Source organism: Rhodanobacter sp. G1, from assembly GCF_055397855.1.
Genome location: NZ_AP039674.1, coordinates 3,045,883 through 3,071,594, shown reverse-complemented (window position 1 = coordinate 3,071,594; position 25,712 = coordinate 3,045,883). Strand labels below are relative to the sequence as shown.

Here is a 25,712-nt window from a genome sequence, read left to right as displayed (position 1 = left end):
GCACGCGTTCCTTCATCAAAGCCCTTCGCCAGTCCGGCCCCTCACCCCAGCCCTCTTCCTCGCTCCTCAGAACTAGGGCCATCCATGGCCCTTCCCCGCGTCCCGGCGGGGAGAGGGAGCGAGTCGCGCAGCGCTTTCAACGCATCTAGCAGATGTTCCGGTTCACGCAGTGCCTGCCGTGCAGCTCCCACCGCGCGCCGCACGTTCCCCGGCGTTGCACCTTGTTCGATCAACGCCAGCGCAGGTGCGCGGCAAGCCGCCAGCACGTCGATCCAGCCCGCCGGCCGGCGCAGGCCAAGCATGCGCGCTGCGCGGAACGCCGGCGCCAGCGATTGCACCTCGCCCAGCGCGCGCACGAAGGCCGTCGCATCGCGCCGTTCGACCGCCGGATCCAGCGCCTCGCCCAGCGCCGCCAACGCATCGGCCAGCCGCCGGCGCAGCACGTCGGTGGAACGCACCGGCAGCACCAGCCACGCCGTGGCCACGCCGATCATGGCGCCCACCGCGATGGCGGCGAGGCGCAGCGTCATCGCCGACGCCGCAGGCAGGCCGGCATAGTTCTGCAACAGCGCCAGCGCCACGGTGACGAACAACGCCCACCACGCGTAGTTGAGCTGGCGCAGCCAGGTGCCGAGGAACAGTGCGAGCAGGATCAGTGCCGCGCCGCCGTGCGCATCGGCGGGCGCGGCGAGCACGGCTGCGGCGATGCAGCCGCCCGCCGCACCGGCCAGTCGTAGCAGGCTCTTGTACGCCACCTCCAGCCGGCCGCGGTTGCCGCTGTGCACGATGAAGGCGGTCAGCACCACCCATGGCCAGTGCTCGCCGAAACCCAGATGGCCCACGGCGAAAGCCAGCGCCAGCGCCACCGCCATCTGCAGGGCCATGCGCGTGGTAGCGGAGGGGCGCGCTTGGCTGGATGAAGGGCGCGGTGGTGGCGCGGCGGCGTGGCGCGCATGGACATCGGCCAGCCAGCCGATGCGCCGCCCCAGCACGTCCAGCAGAGACACCCAGGCCAGCGCCAGCAGCGCCACGAGGATGGGAACCAGCGCGGCAGGCAGCGGCCCGTGCTGCGCGCCGGACAGGTGCGGCACGGTAAGCACCGTGACGAAGGGCAGCGCGATCAACCGGCTGGCGCGCCGCGCCCATTCGCCGAACTGGCGCAGCCACACCGACGACGCCACGCCCGCGGTGAAGGCCGTGGCGCCGATCCAAGGTGTGTGCAGCAGCAGCCAGCCCACGCCGGTCGCGGCCAGGCCCACCGCGGGCAGGGCGACGGCCGCTTCCAGCCGGCCGCGGCGGTCGCGGTCGAGCCGGCTGCGCGCCAGCGACAGGCTCAGCACCACCGCCAGCACCGCGCTGCCGGGGCCGGGCGCGAGCCATTGGGCGCAGGCCAGGGTGAGCAGGGCGGCGGCCATCGCGAGCACGGCTTCGGGCAAGGCCCGCAGCGTTCTGGGCAGGATGGGTGGCGCGGCACTCATGCGCGGTCGGTCTCCACGGCGGAAGCGCGCAGTCTAGCAGCGCGTCGCCGGATGCCCGAGGCGCTTGTCAAGTAGACGTCTGGACGTCCAAACGCAAGCGCATGGAGCGAGGGTTGCAATCGCGTTGACGCGGCGCAACACTGGCGGGATCGTTTCCCGCCAACCGCCCAAGAGAGCCGTGAATCCCAACGCCCCCGCGCCGCTGCCTGCGGACGCCCCCTGGATCGTGATGAAGTTCGGCGGCACCAGTGTCGCCACCCTGCCGCGCTGGCACAACATCCGCGAGCTGGTCGCCAGCCGCCGCGCCGAAGGCGCGCGCGTGCTGGTGGTCGTGTCCGCGCTCACCGGCATCACGGACGCGCTGAAACAGCTGTGCGGCGAGGGCGACCAGGACAAACGCAAGGCGGCGGCCGGCGCCATCGCGCAACGCCACCACGACCTGCTCGGCCACATGCGGCTTGCGCTGCCGGCCACGCTGGGCGCGCGCCTGGACGAGCTGGCCGCATTGGCCGCGGAAGGCCCGTCGCGGCTGGGCGAACTGGCCTGGGCGGCGTTGGTGCAGGCGCACGGCGAACTCATGTCCAGCGCGCTGGGCGCGGCCTTCCTCAGCCACAGCGGCCTGCCCACGCAGTGGGTGGATGCGCGCGACTGTCTCGCCGCCGTGGCGCTGCCCAACCAGAACGAGCGCACCAAGCTGCTCTCGGCGATGGTCGAGGCCAAACCCGATCCTTCGCTCAACGCGCGCCTAGCCGCGCTTGGCGAGGTGTTCATCACGCAGGGCTTCATCGCCCGCGAGAGCGAAGGGCGCACCGTGCTGCTGGGGCGTGGCGGTTCGGACACCTCGGCCTCGTACTTCGGCGCGCTGCTCAAGGCGGCGCGCGTGGAAATCTGGACCGACGTGGCCGGCATGTTCACCGCCAACCCGCGCCAGGTGCCGGGCGCGCGCCTGCTGCAGAAGCTGGATTACGAGGAGGCGCAGGAAATCGCCTCCACCGGCGCCAAGGTGCTGCACCCGCGCTGCCTGTCGCCGCTGCGCGAGCCGCGCGTGCCGCTGCTGGTGAAGGACACCAACCGCCCCGAGCTGGAGGGCACGGTGATCGGCCCCCAGGTGCGCGAGCACGCGCCCTCGGTGAAGGCGATCAGCGCGCGCAAGGGCATCACCCTGGTGTCGATGGAATCGGTGGGCATGTGGCAGCAGGTAGGCTTCCTCGCCGACGTGTTCGCGCACTTCAAGCAGCACGGCCTGTCGGTGGATCTGATCGGCTCGGCCGAGACCAACGTCACCGTGTCGCTCGACCCCACCGAGAACCTGCTCGACTCCGACGCCATCGCCGCACTGGCGGGCGACCTGGCCAAGGTGTGCCGGGTCAAGGTGATCGCGCCCTGCGCCGCGATCACCCTGGTCGGACGCGGCATGCGCTCGATGCTGCACACGCTGTCCAGCGTGCTGGCCGAGTTCGACCAGCTGCGCGTGCACCTGATCTCGCAGTCCTCCAACAACCTCAACCTCACCTTCGTGGTGGACGAGGACGTGGTGGACGACCTGCTGCCGCACCTGCACGAATTGCTGATTGCCGCCGGCGCGCTGCGCACCGACGACAACGCGCTGTTCGGATCGAGCTGGCAGCAGCTGTACGGCAGCGGCGAGGCCTCGGTGTCGCAGGCGTGGTGGCGTGAGCCTGCGGAGCGCAGCCGGCTGCTCGCCATCGCGGCGGAGGCCACGCCACGCTACGTCTACCACCTGCCCACGGTGCGCCAGCAGGCGCGCGAGCTGAAATCGCTGGCGGCGGTGGATCGCCTGCACTACGCGGTGAAGGCGAACACGCATCCGGCGATCCTGCGCGCCCTGGCCGCGGAAGGCTTCGCCTTCGAGTGCGTGTCGCCCGGCGAACTGGACGCGGTGTCGGCGGCGGTACCCGCCGAGGTGCCGCTGCTGTTCACGCCCAACTTCGCCTCGCGCGCGGATTTCGAGCGCGGCTTGGCGACGCGCGCCACCATCACGCTGGACGCGCTGCATCCGGTGGAGCACTGGGGCGAATTGTTCCGCGGTCGCGAAGTGGTGCTGCGCGTGGATCTCGGCCGCGGCCTCGGTCACCACGAGAAGGTGCGCACCGGCGGCAGCGGCAGCAAGTTCGGCCTGCCGGTGGAACAGCTCGACGCCTTCCTGCGCCACGCCGACGTGCACGGCGTGGTGGTGCGCGGCCTGCATGCGCACCTCGGCTCCGGCGTGCTCGACGCCAAGCACTGGGGCGAGGTGTACAGCCAGCTCGCCAGCCTTGCCGAGCGCATCGGCAGCATCGCCTTCCTCAACATCGGCGGCGGCCTGGGCGTGCCTTCGCACCCCGGCGAGGCGAAGCTGGAGATCGCCGCACTGGACAAGGTGCTGCGCGAGGTCAAGGCCGCCTATCCGCATTACCAGTTGTGGATGGAACCGGGCCGCTACCTGGTGGCCGACGCCGGCGTGCTGCTGGCGCGCGTCACCCAGACCAAGGGCAAGGGCAGTTGGCGCTACCTGGGCGTGGACACCGGCATGAACAGCCTGATCCGCCCCGCGCTGTACGACGCCTGGCACGAGATCGCCAACTTGAGCCGCCTCGACGAACCCGCCGACGCGCTGTTCCAGGTAGTCGGCCCGATCTGCGAATCGGGCGACGTGCTGGGCAGCGACCGCCGCCTGCCCGAGCCGCAGGAAGGCGACACGATCCTGATCGCCCAGGCCGGCGCCTACGGCAAGGTGATGTCCTCGCCTTACAACCTGCGCGGCGAAACCGAGGAAGTGGTATTGGACGACTGAATGCTCTGCTCCCTCTCCCCTTTGGGGAGAGGGTTGGGGAGAGGGGCGGGTGCTCGCGACATCATGGCAACAGAGCGAGGTTTCAAGGATGAAACGCATGCACGTGGATCGAGCACGACGCCTGAGGGTCAGACAAACCGACGCCGAACAAAAACTCTGGCACCACCTGCGCAACCGCCAACTGCAAGGCTGGAAATTCCGCCGCCAGCACGAGATCGACCGTTACATCGCCGACTTTGCCTGTCCGGATGCTGGCCTGGTCGTGGAACTGGACGGTGGGCAGCATGGCGAACAGCTGGCATACGACGGAATACGCACGCGCAAACTGGAAACCATGGGCTACCGCGTGCTGCGTTTCTGGGACAATGACGTACTGACGAATATCGAGGGCGTGCTTGAGGTGATCCTGGAGGCTTTGGCAAGCCCGGCCCCTCACCCCAACCCTCTCCCCGGAGGGGAGAGGGAGCATGCCGCGGAGACTGACGAGTGACGACAATCATCCAACCGCGCCTGACCCAGGTGTTCCGCTTCCTGCACGCGCGCTACGCCGACGGTGTGGCCGAGCTGGCCTATGCCTTCGACGACGGCGAGCCCATGGTGGAGCGCATCCGTTTCCCGAACGCCCCAGCGCTGCCGGCCGGGCGCCAGGCGGCCTTCGACGCCGCACTGAAGCTGCTGCACCTGGTCGCCGGCGTGAGCTACTACAAGGCCGGCGTGCCGCCGAAGATCGAGCTGGCCGACGGCCCGCTGGACGACGCCACCGCCGACCTGCTCGACGCGCTCTACCTGCATGGCCTCGCCGAGTTTGCCTACCGCAACGGGCTCGATTTGCGCGGTCGCATCCAGTTCCCCCGTGCTTCTGCCCCCTCTCCCCTTCGGGGAGAGGGTCGGGGTGAGGGGCCAGCCTCGCCGCAAGCCCCATCGCTCGGCTTGCCCAAGCGCACCCTGATCCCCATCGGCGGTGGCAAGGATTCCCTCGTCGCGGTGGAAGCCATCAAGTCCGTCGCCGGTGAAGCCACCGCCGTGTGGGTGGGCAACTCCGCGCTGATCGCCGCCTGCGCCGAGCGCACCGGCCTGCCCGCGCTGAACATCCAGCGCGAACTGTCGCCGGTGCTGTTCGAGTTGAACCAGCGTGGCGCGTGGAACGGCCACATCCCTGTCACCGCGGTGAACTCGGCGATCCTCGCGGTGGCCGCGATCCTCTACGGTTTCGACTCCATCGCCTTCGCCAACGAGCGTTCCGCCTCCGCCGCCACGCTGGAATACGAAGGCCAGCAGGTGAACCACCAGTGGAGCAAGGGCTACGCCTTCGAGCAGTTGCTGGGCGACTGGCTGCACACGCACGTGGCCGCCGACCTCGACTACTGCTCGCTGCTGCGCCCGTATTCCGAGCTGGCGATCACCCGCGCCTTCGCCAGGCTCACGCCGTACTTCGACGCGTTCTCCAGCTGCAACCGCAACTTCCGCATCCTCGGCCCCAAGCCGGCCGACCGCTGGTGCGGGCAATGCCCGAAGTGCCACTTCGTGTTCCTCGCGCTGGCGCCGTTCCTGCCCAAGCCGCGCCTGCTGGCGATCTTCGGCCGCAACCTGCTGGACGATGAGGCGCAGGCCGCCGGCTTCGACGCGCTGCTGGAATACCAGGATCACAAGCCGTTCGAGTGCGTGGGCGAGGGCGCCGAGGCGCGCGCCGCGATGTACGCGCTGAGCCAGCGTCCCGAATGGCAGGAGGACGCGCTGGTGGCGCGCTTCCGCGACGAGATCCTGCCGCAGCTCGACGTGGCACAGCTCGCGCTGGAGCCGTGGCTGGAGCCTTCCGACGAACACCGCGTGCCGGCACGCCTGCAGGCGGCGCTGCAGGCCATCGCCTGATGCGCATTGCCGAGCTGGCGGGCAAGCGCGTCGCGGTATGGGGTTTCGGCCGTGAAGGCCGCGCCGCGATCCGCGCCATCCATGCGCAACTGCCGCAGCTTCCATTGGCGCTGTATTGCAGCGAGGACGAGGCCGAGGCGGCGCGCGCGTTCGACGCCACGCTCACCGTCTACGGCCAGGAGCCGGGCTCGGTGGCGCTGTGCGCCTACGACGTGGTAGTGAAGTCGCCGGGCATCTCCGCCTACAAGCCCGCGGTGACCACCGCGCAGGCGCAGGGCACGCGGTTCACTTCCGGCACTGCGCTGTGGTTCGCGGAGAACCCGGACGCACGCGTGATCGCCGTCACCGGCACCAAGGGCAAGAGCACCACCACCGCCTTCGTGGCGCACCTTGCGCGTGCGCTGGGCGTGCGCACCGCGCTGGCCGGCAACATCGGCCTGCCGCTGCTGGAATTGCAGGGCCAGCCCGCCGACCTGTGGGCGATCGAACTCTCCAGCTTCCAGACCGGCGAAGCGGGCGCGCTGGAACTGGGCGTAGTCACCAGCCTGTACGAGGAGCACCTCGACTGGCACGGTTCGCGCGAACGCTACGTGGCCGACAAGCTCAAGCTCGCCGACGTGTCGCGCACCCTGCTGGTCAACGGCCAGCAGGCGTCGTTGCTGGAACGCACCGCCGCGCATCCGCATCGCCTCGTGTTCGGCACGCCGGAAGGCTGGCACGTGGCCGACGGCGCGATCCGCCGCGGCGAACGGGCGGTGTTCGATGTCACGAAGATGGCCGCGCCCGGCCTGCACAACGCGCTCAACGCCTGCGCTGCGCTGGCCGCGCTGGAAGCGTTGGGCCATGACGCGATCACGGCCGCGCCCGTGCTGGCGGATTTCCGCCCGCTGCCGCATCGGCTGCAACCGCTGGGCACGCACGACGGCCTTGCGTGGATCAACGATTCCATCAGCACCACGCCGCTGGCCACGCTGGCCGCGCTGGACAGCCTCGCCGGGCGCGAAGTCACGGTGATCGTGGGCGGCCACGACCGCGGGCTGGACTGGTCGGACTTCGTGCGTGCCGCGAAGGATCGCAGCGACCTGCGCATCGTCACGCAGGGCGCCAACGGCCCGCGCATCGCGCAGGCGCTGCGTGCCGCCAGGGCCACGGTGCCGTTGGGCGAGGCCGAGGATTTCGCCGACGCGGTGACGATGGCGCGCACCGTCTCGCCCGCGGGCGGCGTGGTGCTGCTGTCGCCAGGCGCGCCCAGCTTCGACCAGTTCAAGGACTACGCCGAACGCGGCCGCCGCTTCGCGGAGCTGGCCGGTTTCGCCGTCGAAAGCCTCGGCATCGATGGGCTCGGCATCCGCTGATGCCGCGGTTGCCTGCCCGCTGTGCGGGGCGGCGACCGGCGCGGCGTGGCGCGAAACCACGGGCACCTACCGGCACTGCGCGTCGTGCGATCTGGTCAGCCGCGATCCAGCCACCTGGCTGGATGCGGAAGCCGAGCGCGCCTACTACGGCACGCACGAGAACCGCATCGACGATCCCGGTTACCGCCGCTTCCTCGCACAACTCGCCGGGCCGCTGATCGCGCAGCTCGCGCCCGGCGCGCGCGGCCTCGACTACGGCTGCGGCGCGGCGCCGGCGCTGGCTGCGATGCTTGGCGAGGCGGGCTTTCCCACGCACGGCTACGACCCGTTCTTCGCTCCCGACGAAGCATTGCTCGCCGCGCGCTACGGCTTCGTCGCCTGCACCGAGGTGCTGGAACACATGCACGATCCGTTGCGCGAGCTTGCGCGCATCGATGCGATGCTGCTGCCGGGCGGCCTGCTCGGCGTGATGACCGAACTGCGGGTTCCCATGGCGGATTTCCCGCGCTGGCACTACCACCGCGATCCCACCCACGTGGGCTTCCACTCGGAAGCCTCGCTGCGCTGGATCGCGCGGCGCTTCGGCTGGGAGCCGCTCACCCTGGGCCGACGCGTGAGCCTGTGGCGCAAGCCATGCTGAAGGATTGCGCGGTCACAGCTCGTGCGCGGCGTCGCGCACGCAGTTGCGGCCGGCGCGCTTGGCGGCGTACAGCGCCTCGTCGGCCTCGCGCAGCAGATCCTCCGCGTCGTCTTCCGGCGCCAGCTGTTGGCAGGCCACGCCGGCGCTGATGGTGACGCGGCGCGCGGTTTCGCCGTGCGCGGCCACGTTGCGGTTCGCCACGGCCACGCGCATGCGCTCGGCGGCGGCGTGGGCGCCCTCCAGCTCGGTGTTGAACAGCAGGCAGGCGAATTCCTCGCCGCCGTAGCGGGCGACGATGGCGTCGGCGGGCGCGAACTTCAGCATGGTTTCGGCCACGGCGCGCAGCGCGCGGTCGCCGGCGAGATGGCCGTAGTGGTCGTTGTAGGTCTTGAAGTCGTCCACGTCGATGAAGACCAGCGCGGCCAGCACGCTGCGCTGCCCGCGCATCCCTTCGGCGCCGGGCTGCAGCGCCTCCATCAGCCAGCGCCGGTTGAACAGGCCGGTCAGCCCGTCGCGGCGGGCCTGTTCCTGCAGCTGCCGGTTGGCCTTGTTGAGTTCTTCGGTGCGGGCGTCGATGCGCCGCTCCAGCGCGCGCTGCCGCCGGCGCAGCGCCAGCGTGCGCCAGCGCACCAGTCCGTAGAACGCGGCGAACGCCAGCGCGGCGAACAGCGCGCGCGCCCACGGCTGTTGCCACCAGTGCGGCGTCGCCACGATGGGCAGCAGGATGGGCTGGCTGAGGTTGCCGGCGTAGTCGCGGCCTTCGACGTGCAGCACGTAGTGGCCGTGCGGCAGCGCGCCGATGTCGCGGAAGTTGTCCGCCGTCCACGGGCCGGGCTTCGCGTTGAAGCCTTCCAGCCAGGTGCGGAAGCGCGACTCGCCCTCGTGCTGCCACGACAGCAGGGCGAAATCGACGCGCAGATCGTGCCGCCCCGGCGGTATCACCACGGGCTCGCCGCGCACGGGCTGGTCGTCCACGCGCACGCCGGTCAGCATGAGCGGCTTGGCGTCGCGGTCGGGCTGGCGCGGCGCCGGGTCGTGCACGATCAGCCCGCCCAGCGTGCCGGCCCAGTAGCGGCCCTGCGCGTCGACGAACTGGGCGTTGGGGTTGCACTCGTTGTTGACCATGCCGTCGCGCACCGTGAACACCTGCGAGCGGAAGCCGTGCGCGTCCGGCACGAGCAACTGCACGCCGGAGTCGGTGCACAGGTAGATGCGGTCGCCGGCGCCGGCCAGCGCGCCGTCGACGGTGCGGTCGGGCGGCGCCGGCAGGTCGGGCGGAAGGGTGCGCGGGTGCTGCGGGTCGCTGATGTCCACGCGGATGGCGCCGTGGCGCAGGCTGCCCAGCCACAGGATGGCGCGGCCGCGCGCGTCGGGGATCAGCTGCATGCCGATCAGGCGGGTGCCGGGCATGCCGATGTCGCGCCCGAACAGCGACCATTGCGTGCCGTCGAAGCGCGCCAGCCCCTGGTTGCTGGTGGCCCACAGCCAGCGGTCGCCGCGCGCGGTGGTCTGCGCCAGCAGCTTCTGAACCGACCAGGTTCCGACCGCGGCGGATGGACGGAAAGACGTCCATTTGCCGCCGCGCAGCCGGTACACGCCGGAGCCGTCGGTGGCGAACCATTGCTCCTGCTGGCCGTCGATGCGCCGGCCGAGCACGTCGTTGACGCGCTGGCCGGGCGTCTTCGGCCACGGCGTCTCCACCGGCTGGAACGCGGGGCCGTCGTCCGCGCGCAGCAGCTGGCCGTCGTCCACGCCCAGCCACACCGCCGGCCGGCCCTGCGCGTCGTCGGCGCGCACGACCATGTTGACGTCGTTGCCGGGCAGTTGCCCGGTGGCCTTGGTGTAGTGGCTCCAGCGGCTTTGCTGGTAGAGGCCCAGGCCGTCGCCGTCGGAGCCCACCCACAGGCGTTCGTTGCCCTGCGCGTCGCGATCCACCAGCACGCCGAGCACGCCGGTCTGGTGCGCGCCCATCAGCGACACGGTTTTCCAGGCGCCGCCGTCCACTACCGCGCGCGCCAGCCCGTCCTCGGTGGCGGCCCACAGCACGTAGGTGCCGTTGGGGCTGCGCCAGGCGCGCACGCCGCGAACGGCGTTCGACGGCAGGCCGTAGCGGCGGTCGAACACCTGCACGCGGTCGTGGTAGATGCGCAGCAGGCCGTCGCGCGACGAGGCCCACACGGCGGAGTCGCCGCCGGGGAGCGGTGTTTCCGCCATGTCGTAGACGATGTCGGTCGGCAGTTCGCCCGAGGCCTGGCTCCAGTGGCGCAGGCCGTGCTCGTCGATGCGCCAGAGGCCGGTGTCGTAGGACGACAGCCACAGCGCCTCTTCGCCGTGCCGATGCGTGACGAGCAGGTACGACAGGCCGTGGCCGGTGTCGAAGCCCGGCATGGCGAAGTGCTGCCAGGGGCCGTCGCCTTCGCGGTACCACAGGCCGTCCCGCACCGAGCCGGCCCACAGCCGCGCATGGCCGAACAGGTCGCGGGTCTGCGCCAGCACGAGGAAGCCGGCGTGCGGCAATTGCGCGTTGCCCGTGGCGGCGTGCCAGCGGCCCTGCGCGCGAAAGAACAGTCCGGCCTCGGGACTCACCGCCCACAGGCGCCGGCCCTCCGGGCCATCCGTCTCCACCAGCCGCCGCACGCTGCGCGTGGTCAGCCCGTCCGCGTCGCCTTCCACGTGCCAGTGCGTGCCCTCCCGGCGCGCCAGGCCGAAGGCGCTGCCGCAGGCCCACAGCGTGCCGTCGCCATCCACGAACAGTTGCTGGATGTAGCCGCCCAGCGCGGGATCGTCCAGCGCCTGCCAGTGCCGGCCGTCGTACCAGGCCAGGCCGTGCGGCGTGCCCACCCAGGTGACGCCCTGGCGATCGGTCTGCGTGGCGACGGTGACAGGATCGGGCAGGCCGTCGCGCGTGGTGAAGATGGTGAACGACGGCGCGCCGAGGTCGAACAGGTCGAGCGTGGCCGGCTGCTGCACGTCCGCCGCGGCTGGGATGGCAAGCGCCAGCAGCCCCGTCGCGGTCAGTCGCGCAAGCCAGCCCTGTCGCTTCCCCATCAATCCCCATCCAGACATGCGAATGCGTGGCCAAGGATGGCCGTTGGCGTGGTGGAGGCAGGATAGCATCGGCTTCGCCGCCCTCTCCTCGGCGGCTGGCGCTACGCCGGCGTGCTCGTGCGCGCGCCCGCCGCCACGTCCACGCCCGCCTCGCGCAGCAGCTCCTCCAGCGGCCCCAGCCAGGGCCGGAATTTCTCCCAGCGGCCCATGGCGCGATGGTGGATGCCTTCGCGCACCTGTGCGGTGCTGGCGGTGGCGACGGCGGAGGTGTTGCGCCGGAAGTCGAGGCAGGCGTCGTGCCATTCCAGGCCGCAGTGGGCGAGCAGCCTGCGGGTGGCGTCTTCCTGCCCGGTCACCAGGGTTTCGTAATCCAGTTGCAGCACGCGTCCCGGCAGCACGGCGTCCCAGTGCGCCATCAGGCGGTCGAACTGGATGTAGTGGCGGCCGATGTCGAGCAGGTCGAAGCTGTAGCCGTGCGAGGCGGAATTCTCCGCGAAGGCCTCGCGGAAATTGCTGAGGCAGGTGTCCAGCGGGTGGCGGCGCAGGCAGACGATCTTCGCGTTCGGCAGCGCCCTGGCGATCAGGCCGAGGTAGAGATAGTTGTGCGGCAGCTTGTCGATGAAGCGCGGCTTGAGCGCGGTCTGCGGGCGCGTGCCGTCAACGTAGCGCAGGCCCAGCCGGTGCCAGTCGAAGCGATGCGACTGCGCGAGCAGTTCCGGGCACAGGCGCGCCGGCACGCCCTCGGGCGCGAGGCGGCACACCTGCGCGCCGAACTCCGCCAGCTCGCCGGCGGAATGCACCTCCGGGTGGCTGGACAGGATGCGCTCCACCAGGGTGGTGCCGGAGCGCGGCATGCCCACCACGAAGATGGGCTCGTCGCTGCCGTAGCCGCCATCGGTCGACACGGTGTCCGGGAACGCCGCGATCAGCGCGTCGACCAGCGCGCGATCCTGCTCGGGCTGGTAGTCCACGCGCGTGCGTGCGGCGGCCTTGCCCCGGCGCATGTGCTCGAAGGAGGCGGCGTAGTCGCCGAGGTCTTCGTATTCCTTGCCGAGCGCGCCGTTGAGATGGATCTGCGCGTCGAGGTCGCCGGGGTACGCGGCCAGCAGCGCGCGCAGGGCATCGACGTGGTTGTCGTCGGCGGTTTGCCGGCGCAGGCGGGAGCGCAGCCCGTAGGCCACCCAGTGATCCGGCGCGAGGTCGATGCAGGCGTCGAACTGCGCTTCCGCCTTCGCGAGGTCGCCGGTGAAGGTGCTGGTCAGGGCGAGGTTGAAGCGGCAGCGCCCGTCGTCCGGCAGCCGGGCCACGGCCTTGCGGAACAGCGCGTGGGCGCGCTCGTGCACGTTGCATTGCATGTAGACGCCGCCCAGCGCGTCCAGCGTCAGCGGGTCGGCCGGCGTCAGTGCGTAGGCGATGTTGGCGACCTGCAAGGCATGGCCGTGGCGACCCGCCGCCGCCAATGCCTGCGCGAAGTGCGTGGTGTATTCGGCGTTCTCGGATTCGATTGCAGCGGCGCGGTTCAGGTGTTCCAGCGCGCGGCCCAGTTGCCCGGTTTCCATGCAGGCCAGCCCGGCCAGATGGTGCGCCTCGGCGCAGTGGGCGTCCATCTGCACGGCCTGCACGGCGAGCTGGCCGGCTTGCGCGTGGTCGCCGCGGGCATGGGCCTGGCGGGCGGCGTCCAGCAGTTGGCGCAGGGCGGGCGGGGTTCGGCTTGTGCTGTCCATGGCGCCCATTATGGAAGAGCCGCGCCCTTGCGGACGCGGCTCTTCGTGGTTGCCGTTGCCGCGGCCTACCAGATCTTCACGCGCTGATCCGGCGCGAGGTACAGCTTCTGGCCCGGCTGCACGTTGAACGCCGGATACCACGCGTCGAGGTTGCGCACGGTGAGCGCGCGGAACTCGGCGGGCGCGTGCACGTCGGTGGCGAGGCGCTGGCGCTGGGCGGCGTCGCGGATCTTCGAGCGCCAGGCCTGGCCGAAGGCGAGGAAGAAGCGCTGGTCGCCGGTCAGGCCGTCGATCACCGGCGCGGGCTTGCCGCCCAGCGACTTGTGGTAGGCGAGGTAGGCGATGGTGAGGCCGGAGACGTCGGCGATGTCCTCGCCCAGCGTCTGCTCGCCGTTGACGTGCAGGCCGGGCAGGGCCTCGTACTGGTCGAACTGCTTGGCCAGTTGTTCGGTGGCGCTCTTGAAGTGCGCCTCGTCGGACGGCGTCCACCAGTTTTCCATCTTGCCCTGCGCGTCGAAGTCGGCGCCGGTGTTGTCGAAGCTGTGGCTGATCTCGTGGCCGATGATGGAGCCGATCGCGCCGTAGTTGGCGGCGGCGTCGGCCTTCGGGTCGAAGAACGGCGCCTGCAGGATCGCGGCGGGGAAGTTCAGCGCGTTCTGCAGCGGCAGGTTCACCGCGTTCACCGTCTGCGGGGTCATCCACCACTCGCCGCGATCCACCGGCTGGCCGAGCTTGGCGAGCTGGTGCTCGTACTCGTGCTTCACCGCGCGCAGGTGGTTGCCCAGCGGATCGTCGGCGCTGACCTCGAGCGTGGAATAGTTGCGCCAATGCTCGGGATAGCCCACGCCCACCTTCAGCGTGACCAGCTTCTCCTTGGCCTTGGCGCGCGTGGCCGGGGTCATCCAGCCCAGCGTGTCGATGCGCTCGTCGAAGGCGGCGATCAGGTTCTTCACCAGTTGCTGCACCTCGGCCTTGGACGAAGCGGGGAAATACTTCTGCACGTAGAGCTGGCCCACCGCGTCGCCGAGGTCGGCATTGGTGGCGCCCACCGCGCGCTTCCAGCGCGGTTGCTGCTGCGGGGTGCCTTGCAGGGTGCGGCCGTAGAAGCCGAAGCTGAGGTCGGCATAGGCCTTCGGCAGCAGCGGCGCGGCGGCGTTGAGCGTGTGGAAGGTGAGCAGGGTCTTCCACGCGGACAGCGGCTCGCTGGACACCAGCGCGGCGAGGCCGGTGGTGGCGCTGGGCTGCCACACGTCGATCCGCTTCTGGCCGTCCAGGCCGGCGGCCTTGAAGTAGGCGGCCCAGTCGAGGCCCGGCGCTTTCCTGGCGAAGTCGGCCATCGTCCACAGGTTGTTCGCCTTGTGCACGTCCTGGCTGTCGATCAGGCTTTCCTGAGCCTTGGCGATCTTCGTCTCCAGCGCGAGCACGGTGTCCGCCTGCGCGTCCGCGTCGGCGATGCCGGCCTGCTTCAGCAGCGCCGCCACGTAGGCGCGGTACTGGGTGCGGAACGCCGCCATGTGCGGGTCGTCGGACAGGTAGTAGTCGCGGCTGGGCATGGCCAGGCCACCCTGCAGCAGGTAGGCCACGGCGTGGTCGGGGTCTTCCAGGCCCTGCGTCACGAACAGGCCGAACAGGTTCTGGGTGTGGAAGTTGGTGGCGTTGATCGGATCCACGTCGGCGCGCAGGCGGCTGCCCAGCACGCGGGCGAGGTCGTCCTTGCTGGCGATGGCGTCGATGGCGGAGAGCTGCGGCTTCAGCGGCGCCAGGCCGTGCTTCGCGATCGCGGCCTCGTCCATGTAGGCGGCGTAGTAGTCGGCGATCCTGCGCGCGTTGCTGCCCGCGGCGGGATGGCTGGCGCCGGCGTTCTTGATGAGGTCGGCGGTGTGCTGCTCGGTCAGCTCGAAGATCTTGAGGAAGGTGCCGGTGCTGGAGCGGTCGGCGGGGATCTTCGCGGTCTTCAGCCAGCCGCCGTTGGCGTAGTCGAAGAAGTTGTCGCCCGGATGCACCGCGTGGTCGATGCCGGCGAGGTCGATGCCGATGTCGGGGCCGTGCGCGGCAGGCGAGGCGGCAAGGGCGGGCGTGCCGCAAAGCGCGGCGGCGATGGCCGCCGCCAGGATCCATCGGGTGCGTTGCATGGGCTTGTCCATTGAAGTGGGGTTGTCAACGATAGTGCGTGCCGCAGCCGGTGCGAGCATGACCAATGGGCCATGGCGGGTCTTGTCGGCGGGAACGGGCGCACAGGGCGTGTTGTCAACTTACTACTAATTAATTAGATTTCAGTAGCAAATTGACAGGTGCGCGATGAAGCTGCCGATGAATCCGATTCCCTGGAGGGATCTGTACAGCCGGAATGCCGCTGAGTTGGGTGCCGTCATGTCGCATCGACTCGGTGCGGAATGGCGCGGCCAGTACCTGCATTGGGATCAGTTGCGGCATCTTGAGCCGCCGGCCGGACTGGAAGCGGAGCAGTGGTGGTTCGGGATCAAGCTGGCACGTTTGCCGCTGCGGCGAGAGTTGCCGTTGTGCGACAAGTTCGGCCAACCGTTTGCCTTCGTGCCCAGCGACAGCCTGCAGCGGCGCCTGTTCCTGGTGGCGCGCGATGCGGCGGGCGCACTGCGCGGGCAGGACAGCGTGCCGTCCGACGCCATGCGCGAACGTTATCTGTTGCGCTCGTTGATGGAGGAGGCCATGACCTCCTCGCAACTGGAAGGCGCCGCCACCACTACCCAGGCGGCCAAGGAAATGCTCCGTAGCGGCCGGCAGCCGCGCGACTACGGCGAGCGGATGATCTACAACAACTTCGTCGCCATGCGCGAACTGAAGTCCTGGCGCGAGCGGCCGCTCACGCCCGCGGCGATCTTCGAGATGCAGCGCGTGCTCACCGACGGCACGCTGGATGCAGGCAAGGCGGGACGCCTGCGGCGCAAGGACGAGGACATCGTGATCGAGGACGAAACCGGCCGCGTGCTGCATGTGCCGCCGCCGGCCAGCGAATTGCCCGCGCGCCTGCAGGCGTTGTGCGATTTCGCCAACCAGCCGGACGACGGCGAGCATTTCATCCACCCAGTGGTGCGCGCCATCCTGATCCACTTCCAGCTCGGCTACGACCATCCCTTCGTCGATGGCAACGGGCGCACCGCACGCACGCTGTTCTACTGGTCGATGTTGCGCGCGGGATTCTGGATGACGGAGTACCTGTCCATCTCCAGCATCCTGCGCAAGGCGCCGGCGCAGTACATGCGCGCTTACCTGCATACGGAAACCGACGAGGGCGATACCACCTACTTCGTGTCGCACCAGCTTGACGTACTGCTGGAGGCGATCAAGGGCGTGCATGGCTATATCGAGCGCAAGCAGCGCGAGCAGGCTGCCGCGGCGACGCTGCTCAAACCCGGCAGTGCATTGGCACGGCGGCTCAATCATCGGCAACGCGAGTTGCTGCTCAATGCGCTGAAGCATCCGGACAAGGCCTTCACCATCGAGCTGCACCGGCGTGCGCACGACGTTGCCTACCAGACGGCGCGCACCGACCTGCTCGAGTTGGCCGAGGCCGGACTCATGGAGCAGCAGCGGCAGGGCAAGGCTTTCGTGTTCGTGGCGCGCGCCGGACTGGACAGGCGGCTGCGGGGCTGAAACCCCGCTTCACCTCTCCAGGCGGTAGTTGAAACTCGCGCGGTTGAAGTCGGTGGCGCTCTGCGCCTCGAAATTCCAGCGGTGGCTGAGCCGGTAGCGCAGGGTGACCACTTCGCCGGGCTCGAACAGGCCCACGCCGTAGCTGAGATAGAGCCGCGGCGAGAGGTACTTGCCCACGGTGAACGCGGAGTTGCCGCCCAGCGCCTCGTTGCTGGAGACGCCGATGTCGTCCACGCCGATCTTCGCGCCGATGCTCTTGGCCAGCAGGTTGCCCGCCGCCGAGCCCAGCGCCTGTGCGGCGGCGCCCAGCATGTCGCCTTCGCCGCCCTTCACCTGCGACAGCGGCTTGCCGGTGACGAGGTAGGAGAGCGCGTCGGACTGCTCCATCAGCGGATTGGAGAACACCGTGAGCACCGGCCGCTGCGCGGTGCCGGAGATCTGCAGGCCCACTTCCTGGCCTTCGTCGATGGTGGCGTTGGGGTTGAGCTTGCGGATCGCGCGGATGTCCAGGCCGGGGTTGTCGATCGGCGTGCTGGCGAACAGCAGCTTGCCGCGCTGGATCGCCAGGTTCTGGCCGTAGGCCTTGTAGGTGCCGCTCACCGTGACCTGGCCCTGGCCGGTGGTGGCGCGGCCGGGACGCTCGTTCACCGTGAGCGCGCCGCCGAGGCGGCCGTTCAGGCCCATGCCGGCGAGGTGCGTCTTGTGGCCCAGATCCACCTTCACCGTGGCGGTGAACGGCAGCGGCGCGCCCGCTTCGGGCTGCGGACGGTCGATCACCACCACGTCGGGCGAGGCCTTGCTGGCGCCCGCGCCAGGCAGCCTGTCGAGGTTCACGTCGGCGCTGTCCAGCAGCACCGAGCCGCCGAGATCCAGCCCCTGCGCGTTGCGCTGCAGGCGCAGGTCGGGCGAGATCGCGACCTTGGCGGCGGGGATGTCGGCGGCGGTGAACCGGCTGCCCTTGATCGCGATGTCGGTGGCGACGTCGCCGCCGAACCCGGCGACGCCGGCCACGGTGAGCGTGCCTGCGCCGGATTGCACGCTGCCGTCGACGCGCAGGCTGTGCATGTCGATAGCGTGCACCGTCAGTTGCCCTTGCGCGAGCTTCAGCCCGGCGGCGGGCACCTCGGCGGCGAAGTCGCCCAGCGTGGCGTCGCCGCTGACGGCGGGTTGCGCCAGCGTGCCGCCGAGGCGGAAGCTGCCGCTGGCCTGGCCGCGCACGTTGGCCAGCGTGCTGGTCAGCAGCTCCACGAAGGCGAGGTTGCCCAGCCGCAGGTCGAGCCGGCCGTCCAGCGCCTGCTGCTTGCCGGTCAGGTTCATCTGGCCGTCCAGACGTCCGCCGTGGTCGAGTCCGGCGCGCACGCTGAAATGCTGGCGGCTGGCGCCGAGGTCGGCGTTCAGCGCGAAGTCGTCGTAGCTCAGCAGTGGCGCGTCGGCGTGTTCGATCCAGGTGATGCTGCCGCGCGCGGAACCGACGCTGGCGTGCCCGCTGAGTGCGCCGGCGGCGCTGCGATGCAGCTTTCCGTCGCCTTGCAGGTTGCCGTCCACGCGCAGCGGCAGGTCGGATTCGCCGGCGGCATTGAGCAGCAGCGCCAGCGGCAACGCGCGCAGCCGGTAGCTGGCGTCGAGGTTGCCGGCCTTGTCCTGCTTCGCGCTCGCGCACAGTTGCGGATCGCCCGCCGTGAGGCACAGTTCGGACAGGCTGAAGGCGCCGTCGCGCCAGGCCAGCGCGCTGGCCTGCTGCAGGCGCCAGCCGGGCAGGCCCTGCGGCTCGATGTTCAGCGTGGACAGCGTGCCGTTCCATGCGCCGTCCTTCAGCGCGCCATGCAGGGCCAGCGCGCCGGAAACCTGGCTGCCGCGCGCCTCCAGCGCCAGCCGGTGGTCGCCCTGGCTGCCTTCGGCCAGCAGGTGGATGCGCTGGAACGCGAGGCCGCCGAGGTGCGCGCCGCCCGTGGTGAGTTCCAGCTTGCCTGCAGGGTGGCCGATGTCGGGAATGCCGGCGACGAGCTGCAGCGTGTCCACGCGCTGCTGTTGCCAGGCCAGCGCGCTGCCGTCCAGGTGGCCGTTGACGGATAGCTTCGGCCACAGGCCGCGGATGGCGAACTGGCCGTCCAGACGTCCGCCGGCATCGGGCAGCCAGTCGCCCAGCGAGGCGATGGCGAGCCTGAGGCTGGCGTCGTTGCTCTGGCCCGGCCTGGCATCGAGTTGCACCGTGCTGCCGCCGGAGGACAGCTTGAGCTGGCCGTCGATCACCCGGTTCGGCGCCAGGTGCAGCTTCGCCTCGCCGCCGACGCTGCGGTCGCGCAGGCGCCCGGCGAGCTGCCGGAGTTCCAGCGTGGCGTCGGCGCCGGCCTTCGCCAGCGTGCCCGTGCTTGCCAGCGCGAAATCCAGCGCGCCGTTCCAGCCCGCGAACAACTGGCCGGGATCGAAGCGCTTGGCGGTGACGTCGAGCTGCCAGCCAAGGGCCGGTTGCAGCTGCAGCGCACCCTGTGCCCGCAACTGGCCCTGCGCCTGCTGCAAGGAGAGCGAGTGCAGGGCGATGGCCTGTGGCGTGCCGTCGAGGTTCAGCGTCAGCTGCGCGGGCTTGCCGGGCGGGCCGATGGCGAGGTCGCCGCTGGCGTGGAAGCGTTCGGCATTGCCGTTCGCTTCGAGTTTTCCCGTGCTGGCCAGCGGCTGGCCGACCAGCCCGGCGGGCAGTCGCAGGTCGCTCCACTGGATCGCCAGCTGGCCGCCCAGCGGCTTGGCGTCGAGTTGCAGCTTGCCGCTGGCGGACAGCGTGCCTTTGATCTGCTGCGAGGTCAGCGCGAGTTGCTGCAGCGTGAGCGTCTTGCCGTCGTCGCTGATGCCTGCGCGCAACGGCTGCAGCAGGACGCGGTATTGGTTCAGATCCAGCGCGCCGTCGAGTTCGCCGCCGTGGCGGTCGCCATGGCCTTGCACGGACAGCGCCACGGATGTCAGCGCACTGTCGCCAAGCAGCGGCCTGGGATCGAAACGTGGAGCGACCAGCGAAGCCTTCCAGTCGTGATTGGCGTTCTGGCCCAGGTCGAGTTGCAGGTGCGCCACCATGGGTTGCGCGAGCTGCAGATCCAGTTGCGCCCGCTTGCCATCGCCGTTGGCGGTGACCTGGCCGGCATAGCGGATGTCGCCCAATTGCCATGCGAAGCCCGCCTTGCCGCTGCCGCGCTGCCCGCTTGCGAGGGCGAGCCGGCCTTCCAGATCGACGTGCCCATCCGGCGCGCGCAGCTTCAGGCTGTCGATGGCGATGCCCGCCTTCGTCCAGCTCCCTGCGAGATCGAGGCTGTCGGAAGCGAACACGGGCTGGCCGGCCTGGCTCACCTGCACCGTGCCGACATGGGCGCGATCCAGCAGCAGGTCGATGGGCGGCTGCAGCGGGAAGCTGCCGGAGCTTTCGTTGTTGCCATCGCTTTTCGGCAGCGCCACCGTCACGCCTTCGACGTCGAGATCGAGCACGTGCACGCGGCGCGCCAGCAGCGGCCAGAAGCGCAGGTCGAGGTGCGCGCGCGCCACGTCGACCACGGTGCCCTGGCCGTCGTCGTAGCGCAGCCCGGCTAGCTGCAGCGGGCCGATCAGAGTGCCTTGCGCCTGTTTCCACTGCAGCGCGCCGTGCGTGGCCGATTGCGCGCGTGCCAATGCGAAGCGCAGGCCGGCGGCGGTGCCGAGCAGCCACCACAGGGTGGCCGCCAGCACCAGCAGCAGGGCCGCGAACGCGATACCGATGCGCTTCAGCCACTTCATGTTGCGGGAGGTCTCCTGATGGCCGTGTTGCTGTTGCCCGTGGCGTGCATCGAAGCCAGGGCCTTTGCTGATGCCGAAGCACGGGCTCCTGCCCGTGCTTCGGCTCGCCATGCCCGCTTTGCGGGCATGGCTCCCTGCCGCAGCCACGGAGCGGCTGCGGCAGGTGCGGCCCATCCGTGGGCCGCCTGTGAGCGGGCGCGGGATCGCCCGCTCACAGATCCGGCCCGATGACGAGGTGCAGCATCACGCCATGGCGCTGCGAGTCGTGGATGGGCGTGCCCAGATCCACCCGGATCATGCCCACCGGCGAGCGCCAGCGCACGCCGATGCCGGTGCCGAGTTTCGGCCGGTAGTCGACGGCGTCGAAGGCGTTGCCGGCGTCGAGGAAGGTGGCGATGCCCCAGTTGCGGGTGAAGTAGTGCTCCACCTCGGCGCTGGCGACCAGCAGGTTGTTGCCGCCGATCACGCGGCCGTAGCCGTTCTCCGGGCCGATCGACTGGAAGCCGTAGCCGCGCACCGAGCGGTCGCCGCCGGCGAAGAAGCGCAGCTGCGGCGGCAGCGCGGCGAAGTCGTCGGTCCAGGTCTTGCCGGCGCTGCCGCGCAGGATCAGCCGGTTGCGCCGTTTCGCGCCGAACGCGTGGATCCACTTCGCGTCCGCGGTGAGCTGGCTGAAGCTGGCCGAGGAAAGCAGGCCGCCGGCCGTGCTGCGCGCCGCGAAGCTCAGCGACCAGCCGTCGTGCACGAAGTCGTAGTTGTCCGCCCGCTTGCGCGACAGCGACGCCTCGGCGAACAGCAGGGTGCTGCTGCCGTGCTCGATGCCGGGCGTGCTGTCCGGCTCGCTGCCGCGCTTGCCCACGGTGAAGGTGCCGGACAGCGCGTGCAGGCCCACGGTGCGCGTCCAGCCGTGCCAGAGCTGCGTCTCGTTGGCGACCAGCTCCAGCGTGCGCGACTGCGAGGTGTCGGTGTTCGCGTCGCGGTAGTTGGCGCCGAAGTTCAGGCTGCGCTGGTCGTCGCCGGGCAGCGGGACGGAATACAGCGTGGACAGGGTCTTCAGCCGCTGCGCCAGCACCAGTTCGTTCTTCCACTTGTGGCCGCGCCGGTTCACCCAGCGCCGCTCCACGCCGCCGCGCACGCCGAAGCCGGTGTCGGTGCCGATGAAGGGGCCGCCGGTGTAGATCGAGCGCTTCGCCGGCGCCAGTTGCACCTCGATGTCGATCTTGCCGTCGGCCTTCTCGTCGATCTGCGGCAGCACGTTGACCACGGCGAAGTAGTCGGCGCCGTTCAACGCCTGCTGCAATTGCAGCAGCTGATCCTGGTCGAAGTAGTCGCCGGGCTTGAACGGAACGTAGCGTTCCAGGAAGCCCTCGTCGAACTGCGAACCTTCGAAGCGCACCGCGCCATAGCGATAGCGCCGGCCCACCTGCCATGCCAGCTTGATCGCTGCGCTGCGCTGCGCTGCGCTGTGTCCACTTCCACGCGGTGCGTCGTCAGCTTGGCGTCGAGGAAGCCGCTCGCAGTGAGCGCGGCCGACAGCGCATCGCGCGCGGCGTCGTAGCCGGCGTGATCCAGCTGCTTGCCGCGCATGCGCGTCAGCGCGCCGCGTGCGTGGCGGATCGAGGGCAGCGCCAGCGCCTCGGCGTCAAGTTGCACGACCACCGTGGCGACCTTCACCGGCTCGCCGGTGCGCACGTCCAGCGTCACCTTCCAGTCCTTGCCGACCTGCTGCAGTTGCGGCGCGACATCCGCGTCGTAGTAGCCGTAAGGCTCCAGCGCCGCCCTGGCCTGTGCCGGCGCCTGCGCGTACAGGCGGCGCATCTGCGCGTCGCTGACGTCGCGGTGCGCGTATTGCGACAGTCCCACCGACGCGCTGATCGCCTGCTGCAGCGGTTCGTCCACGCCGCGCACCACCAGTTGCACGCCAGCCTGCGCGAGCGTTGCGAACACCAGCAGCGGCAGCGCGAGCAGGGAGGTGCGACGCATGCGGGGGGATCCGTCCTCGTGGGTTTGGGCGTGGGTTGGGACAGCTTACCGAAGTGGGATGGGTGGCGGATGAATCCGCGGTTGGCGTGTGTGCTTGTGCAGGATTCAGAGCGGTTTCGTCCGCCTGCCGGCGGCCGAGCTACTTTTCTCTTGCGTGGCCAAGAGAAAAGTAGCCAAAAGAGAAGGCCACCCCGCGGCAGCGCTTTCCGCCCATCCATGGGCGGAAAGTCCGTGAGCCGAGGCCGGGCTTTTCGAGCGGGCTCCTGCCCGCGCGAAAAGGCGTTGCCATCCCTGGCAACGCCCGCTGCGCGGCCTGGTCGTCCCCGCCTCACCGCCGCCGAGGGGCCCCGGAAGAGCAGGCGCGCATCGTGCGCGCCAGAAGCACAGGCAAAAGCCGAAGCGCCGCAAGCGCGCAGCGCTTTGGCTTTTGTCGTTGGTTCTTGCTTTTGCTTTTTCTGAAAGTGCGCGCTTGGAGCGCGCTGCTCTACCCGGGGCCCCTATGGCGCGGCGGGCGGGTGGAGGAAAGTCCGCAGGATGGCCCGCAGGGATGCGGGCCAGTTTTTCGCCGGGACAGGAATCCCGTCGAAAAACCCCGCAGCCCACCCGCGCACCCGGAAGGCAGAGCCTGTCCCGGACTCGATCCGGGAATGCCTGGAGGGCGCGCCATCGGGGTGCCGTTTCTCTTTGGTTCCTTTCTCTTTGGGCACGCAAAGAGAAAGGAACTCGGGCCGCGGCAGCGGCACGAAACCGCTTTGAAACTTGCGGAATACCCGCAAGCCTCACCCCTTCGCGGGAAACCACATCCCCGCCTCGACCTGGAACGGTCGCGGCCGCACCCCGAGCAGGCGTTCGAGTTCGCCGTTGTCGGCGACGAGATCCGCATCGAGTCGTTGCAGCGGCCCGCGCAGTTTCGCCGGCGCGAAGCGTTGCCCTGCGTGCAGCAGCCATGGCGGCAGCGGAACCGGCAGGTTGGCGTGGGGCAGGGTCTGGCGGACGCGGGCGAACATTTCGCCGGCGTTGAGGCGTTCGCCGCCGCCGATGGGGATGACGCGCCCCGCGCTGGCGGGGCAGTCCAGCGCGGCGAGCACGGCGAGCGCGATGTCGTCGGCGTGCACCGGCTGGCGCATGCCATGGCCGGCGGGCAGCGGGAAGACGCGTGTGCGCCAGGCGCGGCGGGCGATCGGGCTGAGGCTCTTGTCCAGTCCCGCGCCGTAGACGAGCGTGGGGCGCAGCACCGTCCACGGCGCGCCGTGGCGCGCGCAGGCGGCGGCCAGCGCCTGTTCGCCGTCGCGCAGTTGCTGCGAAATGGCGCGTTCGGCCGGCACGCCGGAGTCGCGCTTGGTTTCCGCGCTCATCGAGCTGGTGGCGACCACGCGCGGCGGCTCGCTGCCGAAGTCCGCGCGCGACAGCCACTCGGCGAACGGCAGGAGCGGGCCGAAGCTGACGATGGCGACCGGATGCGGCAGTTCGCGCGGCAGCGCATCGGGCAACTGGCCTTGCAGCCAGTGCAGGCCGGGCTGCGAGGCGCGCGCGCGGCGGCTCAATGCCGTCACCGATGCGCCGCGGGCGAGCAGGCGCGGCAGCAGGAAGTGGCCGATCTGGCTGCTGCCGCCGAAAACGAGCACCGGCATCACGTACCCGCTTGCATGCGCGCCGCGAGATCCTGCGCGCGTGGCAGGTTCGGCGCCAGCTTGCGCGCCTGTTGCAGCGACTGCATGGCGCCGATGCGGTCGCCGCCGGCGAGTTGCCGGTCGGCTTGATCCAGCCATGCGCCGGCAAGGCGTTGGCGCAGGGTGTTTTGCGTCGCGTCGCCGGGCGAGAGATTGGCGAGGTTGTCCAGCATCTGGCCGGCGCGGACGAGGTCGCCCGAGAACAGCGCGCGATTGAACAGTTGCAGCACCGCGCCGGGCAACGCCTGCAAGCCCTGCAGCGCGGCGGCGTTGTTGCCGTCGATGGCCAGCGCGTTGCGGTAGAGGTCGTAGGCGCAGTTGCCGGGCGGCATCATGATGTCGCCGCGCTGCGTGGCGGCCTGCGCCTGCTGCAGCAGGCGTGCGATCTGCGCGCTTTGCTGCGGAGTGGGGGCGGCCACGGCAGCGGGCGCGATGTCCTGGTCGTCGTTCGCCGGCGCGCCGGTGGCCGCGGGCGCTTGCCGCATGCCTTGCAGGCGCGCACGTGCGGCGGCGAGGTCGGCGGACTTCGGCGCCAGCCCCGCGGCGCTGTCGAGCAGCTTGCCCGCCTGCGCGGCGTCGCCGGCATCCATCGCCGCGCTGGCCTGCACGGTGAGCGCCTGTGCCACCTTGCCCAGGCCGGCCTGCGCCTGCGGGTTGTCCGGGCTCAGCGCCAGCGCGGCCTTGTAGTGCGCCAGCGCAGTGTCGTCGCCGGAGCCGTCGATGCGGCCGGCGCGCAGCGCGTCGTCGCCCTGCTGGAGCGCCGCGTCCAGTGCGGCGTTGTCCTGCTGGGTTGCCTGCGCGCGCGCGGCGCGCAGGCCGGGCAGGGCGGCGTTGTTCGGTTGCAGCGCGGCGAGTTGCTGGATGGCGGCATCGGCACTGGCGCCGTCGTTGGCGTCGATGGCTTTCCGCGCCTGCGCGGCCAGCGCGTCGCCGACCTGGTCGAGGCCGTGGTGCGCCACCGCGTTGCCGGGATCGGCGGTGAGCGCCTGCCGGTACAGCGCGCCGGCGCCGTGGTCGCCGCCATATTGGCCGGCGGCGAAGGCCTGCTGCGCCTGATCCACCAGGGTCGAAAGCTGTACCTGCGAGGCGCGCCTGGCGGCGATCGCTCGGTCGAGATGGTCGACGTCGCTGCCGCCGCCCAGCAGCTCGCGCGCCACCGCGGCCTTCTGCGCGGCCGCGTCGAGCTGCCCGGCCTGCAGCGCGGCGTCGGCCTGCGAGAGTTCGGCCATGCCGACCTGATGCAGGCCGTCGTGCGCGATGTCGTTGTCCGGTTCCAGCGCCACCGCGGCCTGGAACAGCTCGCGCGCGCTGGTGCCGTCGTGGCCGTCCAGATGGCCGGCGGCCAGCGCCTGCTGCGCGCGGCCGAGCACGTCGTTGAGTTCGGTGCGTGGCAGCAGGTTGTTGCTCAGATAGCTGCGCCCGTACCACATCGCGCCCACCGCTAGGGCCAGCAGCACCAGCACGGGCACCAGCCAGCCGCGGCGCTTGCGCGGTGGCGGTGCCGGCGCGCGCGCGTTGCGCGGTTCGATCTTCATCGACGGCAAGCCGTCGCGCGGCGGCATGTCGCGCGGCGGCGCGTCGAGCTGGTCGAGGTTGCCCAGCGTGGGTTCGGTGCGTCCGCGCTGGTCGGGTTCGTGCTGGTCGCGGCGTCCGCTCATGGGTTCGGCAAATCGTGAAAAGTTGATGATGGGTTCTTCAGTTCGTCATGCCGGCGAGGCGCTTCTCAACAGCCGAATGGCTGGTCAAGCCGGCATCCAGTGCCTTGGCGTTT

The 25,712-nt window shown here is 70.4% G+C and carries 15 protein-coding genes; 6 read left to right on the top strand and 9 right to left on the bottom strand.

The genetic code is table 11. From position 1 onward, the window contains the following. Window positions 1-41: 41 nt before the first annotated feature. Window positions 42-1,478, bottom strand: coding sequence for an FUSC family protein (locus ACZ5Z2_RS13655; protein ID WP_464759140.1), 1,437 nt, complete (start codon window positions 1,476-1,478; stop codon window positions 42-44). 178 nt (window positions 1,479-1,656) lie between these two features. On the opposite strand from ACZ5Z2_RS13655, the gene ACZ5Z2_RS13650 reads away from it, so the two are divergent. The 5 genes from ACZ5Z2_RS13650 (at window position 1,657) to ACZ5Z2_RS13630 (ending at window position 8,136) form a co-directional block, all read left to right on the top strand. Continuing rightward, window positions 1,657-4,272, top strand: a complete 2,616-nt coding sequence (locus tag ACZ5Z2_RS13650) for a bifunctional aspartate kinase/diaminopimelate decarboxylase (RefSeq protein WP_464759139.1) — start codon at window positions 1,657-1,659, stop codon at window positions 4,270-4,272. 88 nt (window positions 4,273-4,360) lie between these two features. Beyond that, entirely contained in the window at window positions 4,361-4,762 is a 402-nt protein-coding gene (locus ACZ5Z2_RS13645; protein WP_464759138.1) for an endonuclease domain-containing protein, read from the top strand. Next, on the top strand, window positions 4,759-6,141 hold the full coding sequence (murL, locus tag ACZ5Z2_RS13640) for a UDP-N-acetyl-alpha-D-muramoyl-L-alanyl-L-glutamate epimerase (protein WP_464759137.1): 1,383 nt from the start codon (window positions 4,759-4,761) through the stop codon (window positions 6,139-6,141). Before ACZ5Z2_RS13645 ends, murL begins: the two co-directional genes overlap by 4 nt. Then, complete coding sequence (gene murD / locus ACZ5Z2_RS13635; protein WP_464759135.1) at window positions 6,141-7,496, top strand: UDP-N-acetylmuramoyl-L-alanine--D-glutamate ligase; 1,356 nt, start codon at window positions 6,141-6,143, stop codon at window positions 7,494-7,496. The genes murL and murD overlap by 1 nt, the downstream gene beginning before the upstream one ends. Continuing rightward, entirely contained in the window at window positions 7,477-8,136 is a 660-nt protein-coding gene (locus ACZ5Z2_RS13630) for a class I SAM-dependent methyltransferase (protein ID WP_464759134.1), read from the top strand. The genes murD and ACZ5Z2_RS13630 overlap by 20 nt, the downstream gene beginning before the upstream one ends. A gap of 12 nt (window positions 8,137-8,148) precedes the next feature. Here ACZ5Z2_RS13630 and ACZ5Z2_RS13625 read toward each other — a convergent pair whose 3' ends face one another. The 3 genes from ACZ5Z2_RS13625 to ACZ5Z2_RS13615 all read right to left on the bottom strand — a co-directional run bounded on the left by ACZ5Z2_RS13625 (window position 8,149) and on the right by ACZ5Z2_RS13615 (window position 15,040). Beyond that, the gene (locus ACZ5Z2_RS13625; protein WP_464759133.1) at window positions 8,149-11,184 is read right to left on the bottom strand and encodes a ligand-binding sensor domain-containing diguanylate cyclase; all 3,036 of its coding nucleotides are present in this window, start codon (window positions 11,182-11,184) and stop codon (window positions 8,149-8,151) included. Window positions 11,185-11,285: 101 nt separating this feature from the next. Continuing rightward, window positions 11,286-12,908, bottom strand: a complete 1,623-nt coding sequence (locus ACZ5Z2_RS13620) for a sulfotransferase family protein (protein WP_464759132.1) — start codon at window positions 12,906-12,908, stop codon at window positions 11,286-11,288. A gap of 65 nt (window positions 12,909-12,973) precedes the next feature. Further along, window positions 12,974-15,040, bottom strand: coding sequence for a M13 family metallopeptidase (locus tag ACZ5Z2_RS13615; protein WP_464759131.1), 2,067 nt, complete (start codon window positions 15,038-15,040; stop codon window positions 12,974-12,976). A gap of 238 nt (window positions 15,041-15,278) precedes the next feature. Between ACZ5Z2_RS13615 and ACZ5Z2_RS13610 the strand changes: the two genes are divergently transcribed. After that, on the top strand, window positions 15,279-16,538 hold the full coding sequence (locus tag ACZ5Z2_RS13610) for a Fic family protein (RefSeq protein ID WP_464759130.1): 1,260 nt from the start codon (window positions 15,279-15,281) through the stop codon (window positions 16,536-16,538). A 9-nt stretch (window positions 16,539-16,547) separates the two neighbouring features. Here ACZ5Z2_RS13610 and ACZ5Z2_RS13605 read toward each other — a convergent pair whose 3' ends face one another. The 5 genes from ACZ5Z2_RS13605 to ACZ5Z2_RS13585 all read right to left on the bottom strand — a co-directional run bounded on the left by ACZ5Z2_RS13605 (window position 16,548) and on the right by ACZ5Z2_RS13585 (window position 25,599). Further along, window positions 16,548-20,291, bottom strand: coding sequence for a translocation/assembly module TamB domain-containing protein (locus ACZ5Z2_RS13605; protein WP_464759129.1), 3,744 nt, complete (start codon window positions 20,289-20,291; stop codon window positions 16,548-16,550). A gap of 211 nt (window positions 20,292-20,502) precedes the next feature. Further along, the gene (locus tag ACZ5Z2_RS13600) at window positions 20,503-21,684 is read right to left on the bottom strand and encodes an autotransporter assembly complex protein TamA (RefSeq protein ID WP_464761711.1); all 1,182 of its coding nucleotides are present in this window, start codon (window positions 21,682-21,684) and stop codon (window positions 20,503-20,505) included. Beyond that, window positions 21,573-22,271: a POTRA domain-containing protein gene (locus ACZ5Z2_RS13595; RefSeq protein WP_464759128.1), complete on the bottom strand. Its 699-nt coding sequence runs from the start codon at window positions 22,269-22,271 to the stop codon at window positions 21,573-21,575. The genes ACZ5Z2_RS13600 and ACZ5Z2_RS13595 overlap by 112 nt, the downstream gene beginning before the upstream one ends. A gap of 779 nt (window positions 22,272-23,050) precedes the next feature. Further along, on the bottom strand, window positions 23,051-23,902 hold the full coding sequence (locus tag ACZ5Z2_RS13590) for an NAD-dependent epimerase/dehydratase family protein (RefSeq protein WP_464759127.1): 852 nt from the start codon (window positions 23,900-23,902) through the stop codon (window positions 23,051-23,053). Beyond that, the gene (locus ACZ5Z2_RS13585; protein ID WP_464759126.1) at window positions 23,902-25,599 is read right to left on the bottom strand and encodes a hypothetical protein; all 1,698 of its coding nucleotides are present in this window, start codon (window positions 25,597-25,599) and stop codon (window positions 23,902-23,904) included. The genes ACZ5Z2_RS13590 and ACZ5Z2_RS13585 overlap by 1 nt, the downstream gene beginning before the upstream one ends. Window positions 25,600-25,712 lie beyond the last annotated feature (113 nt).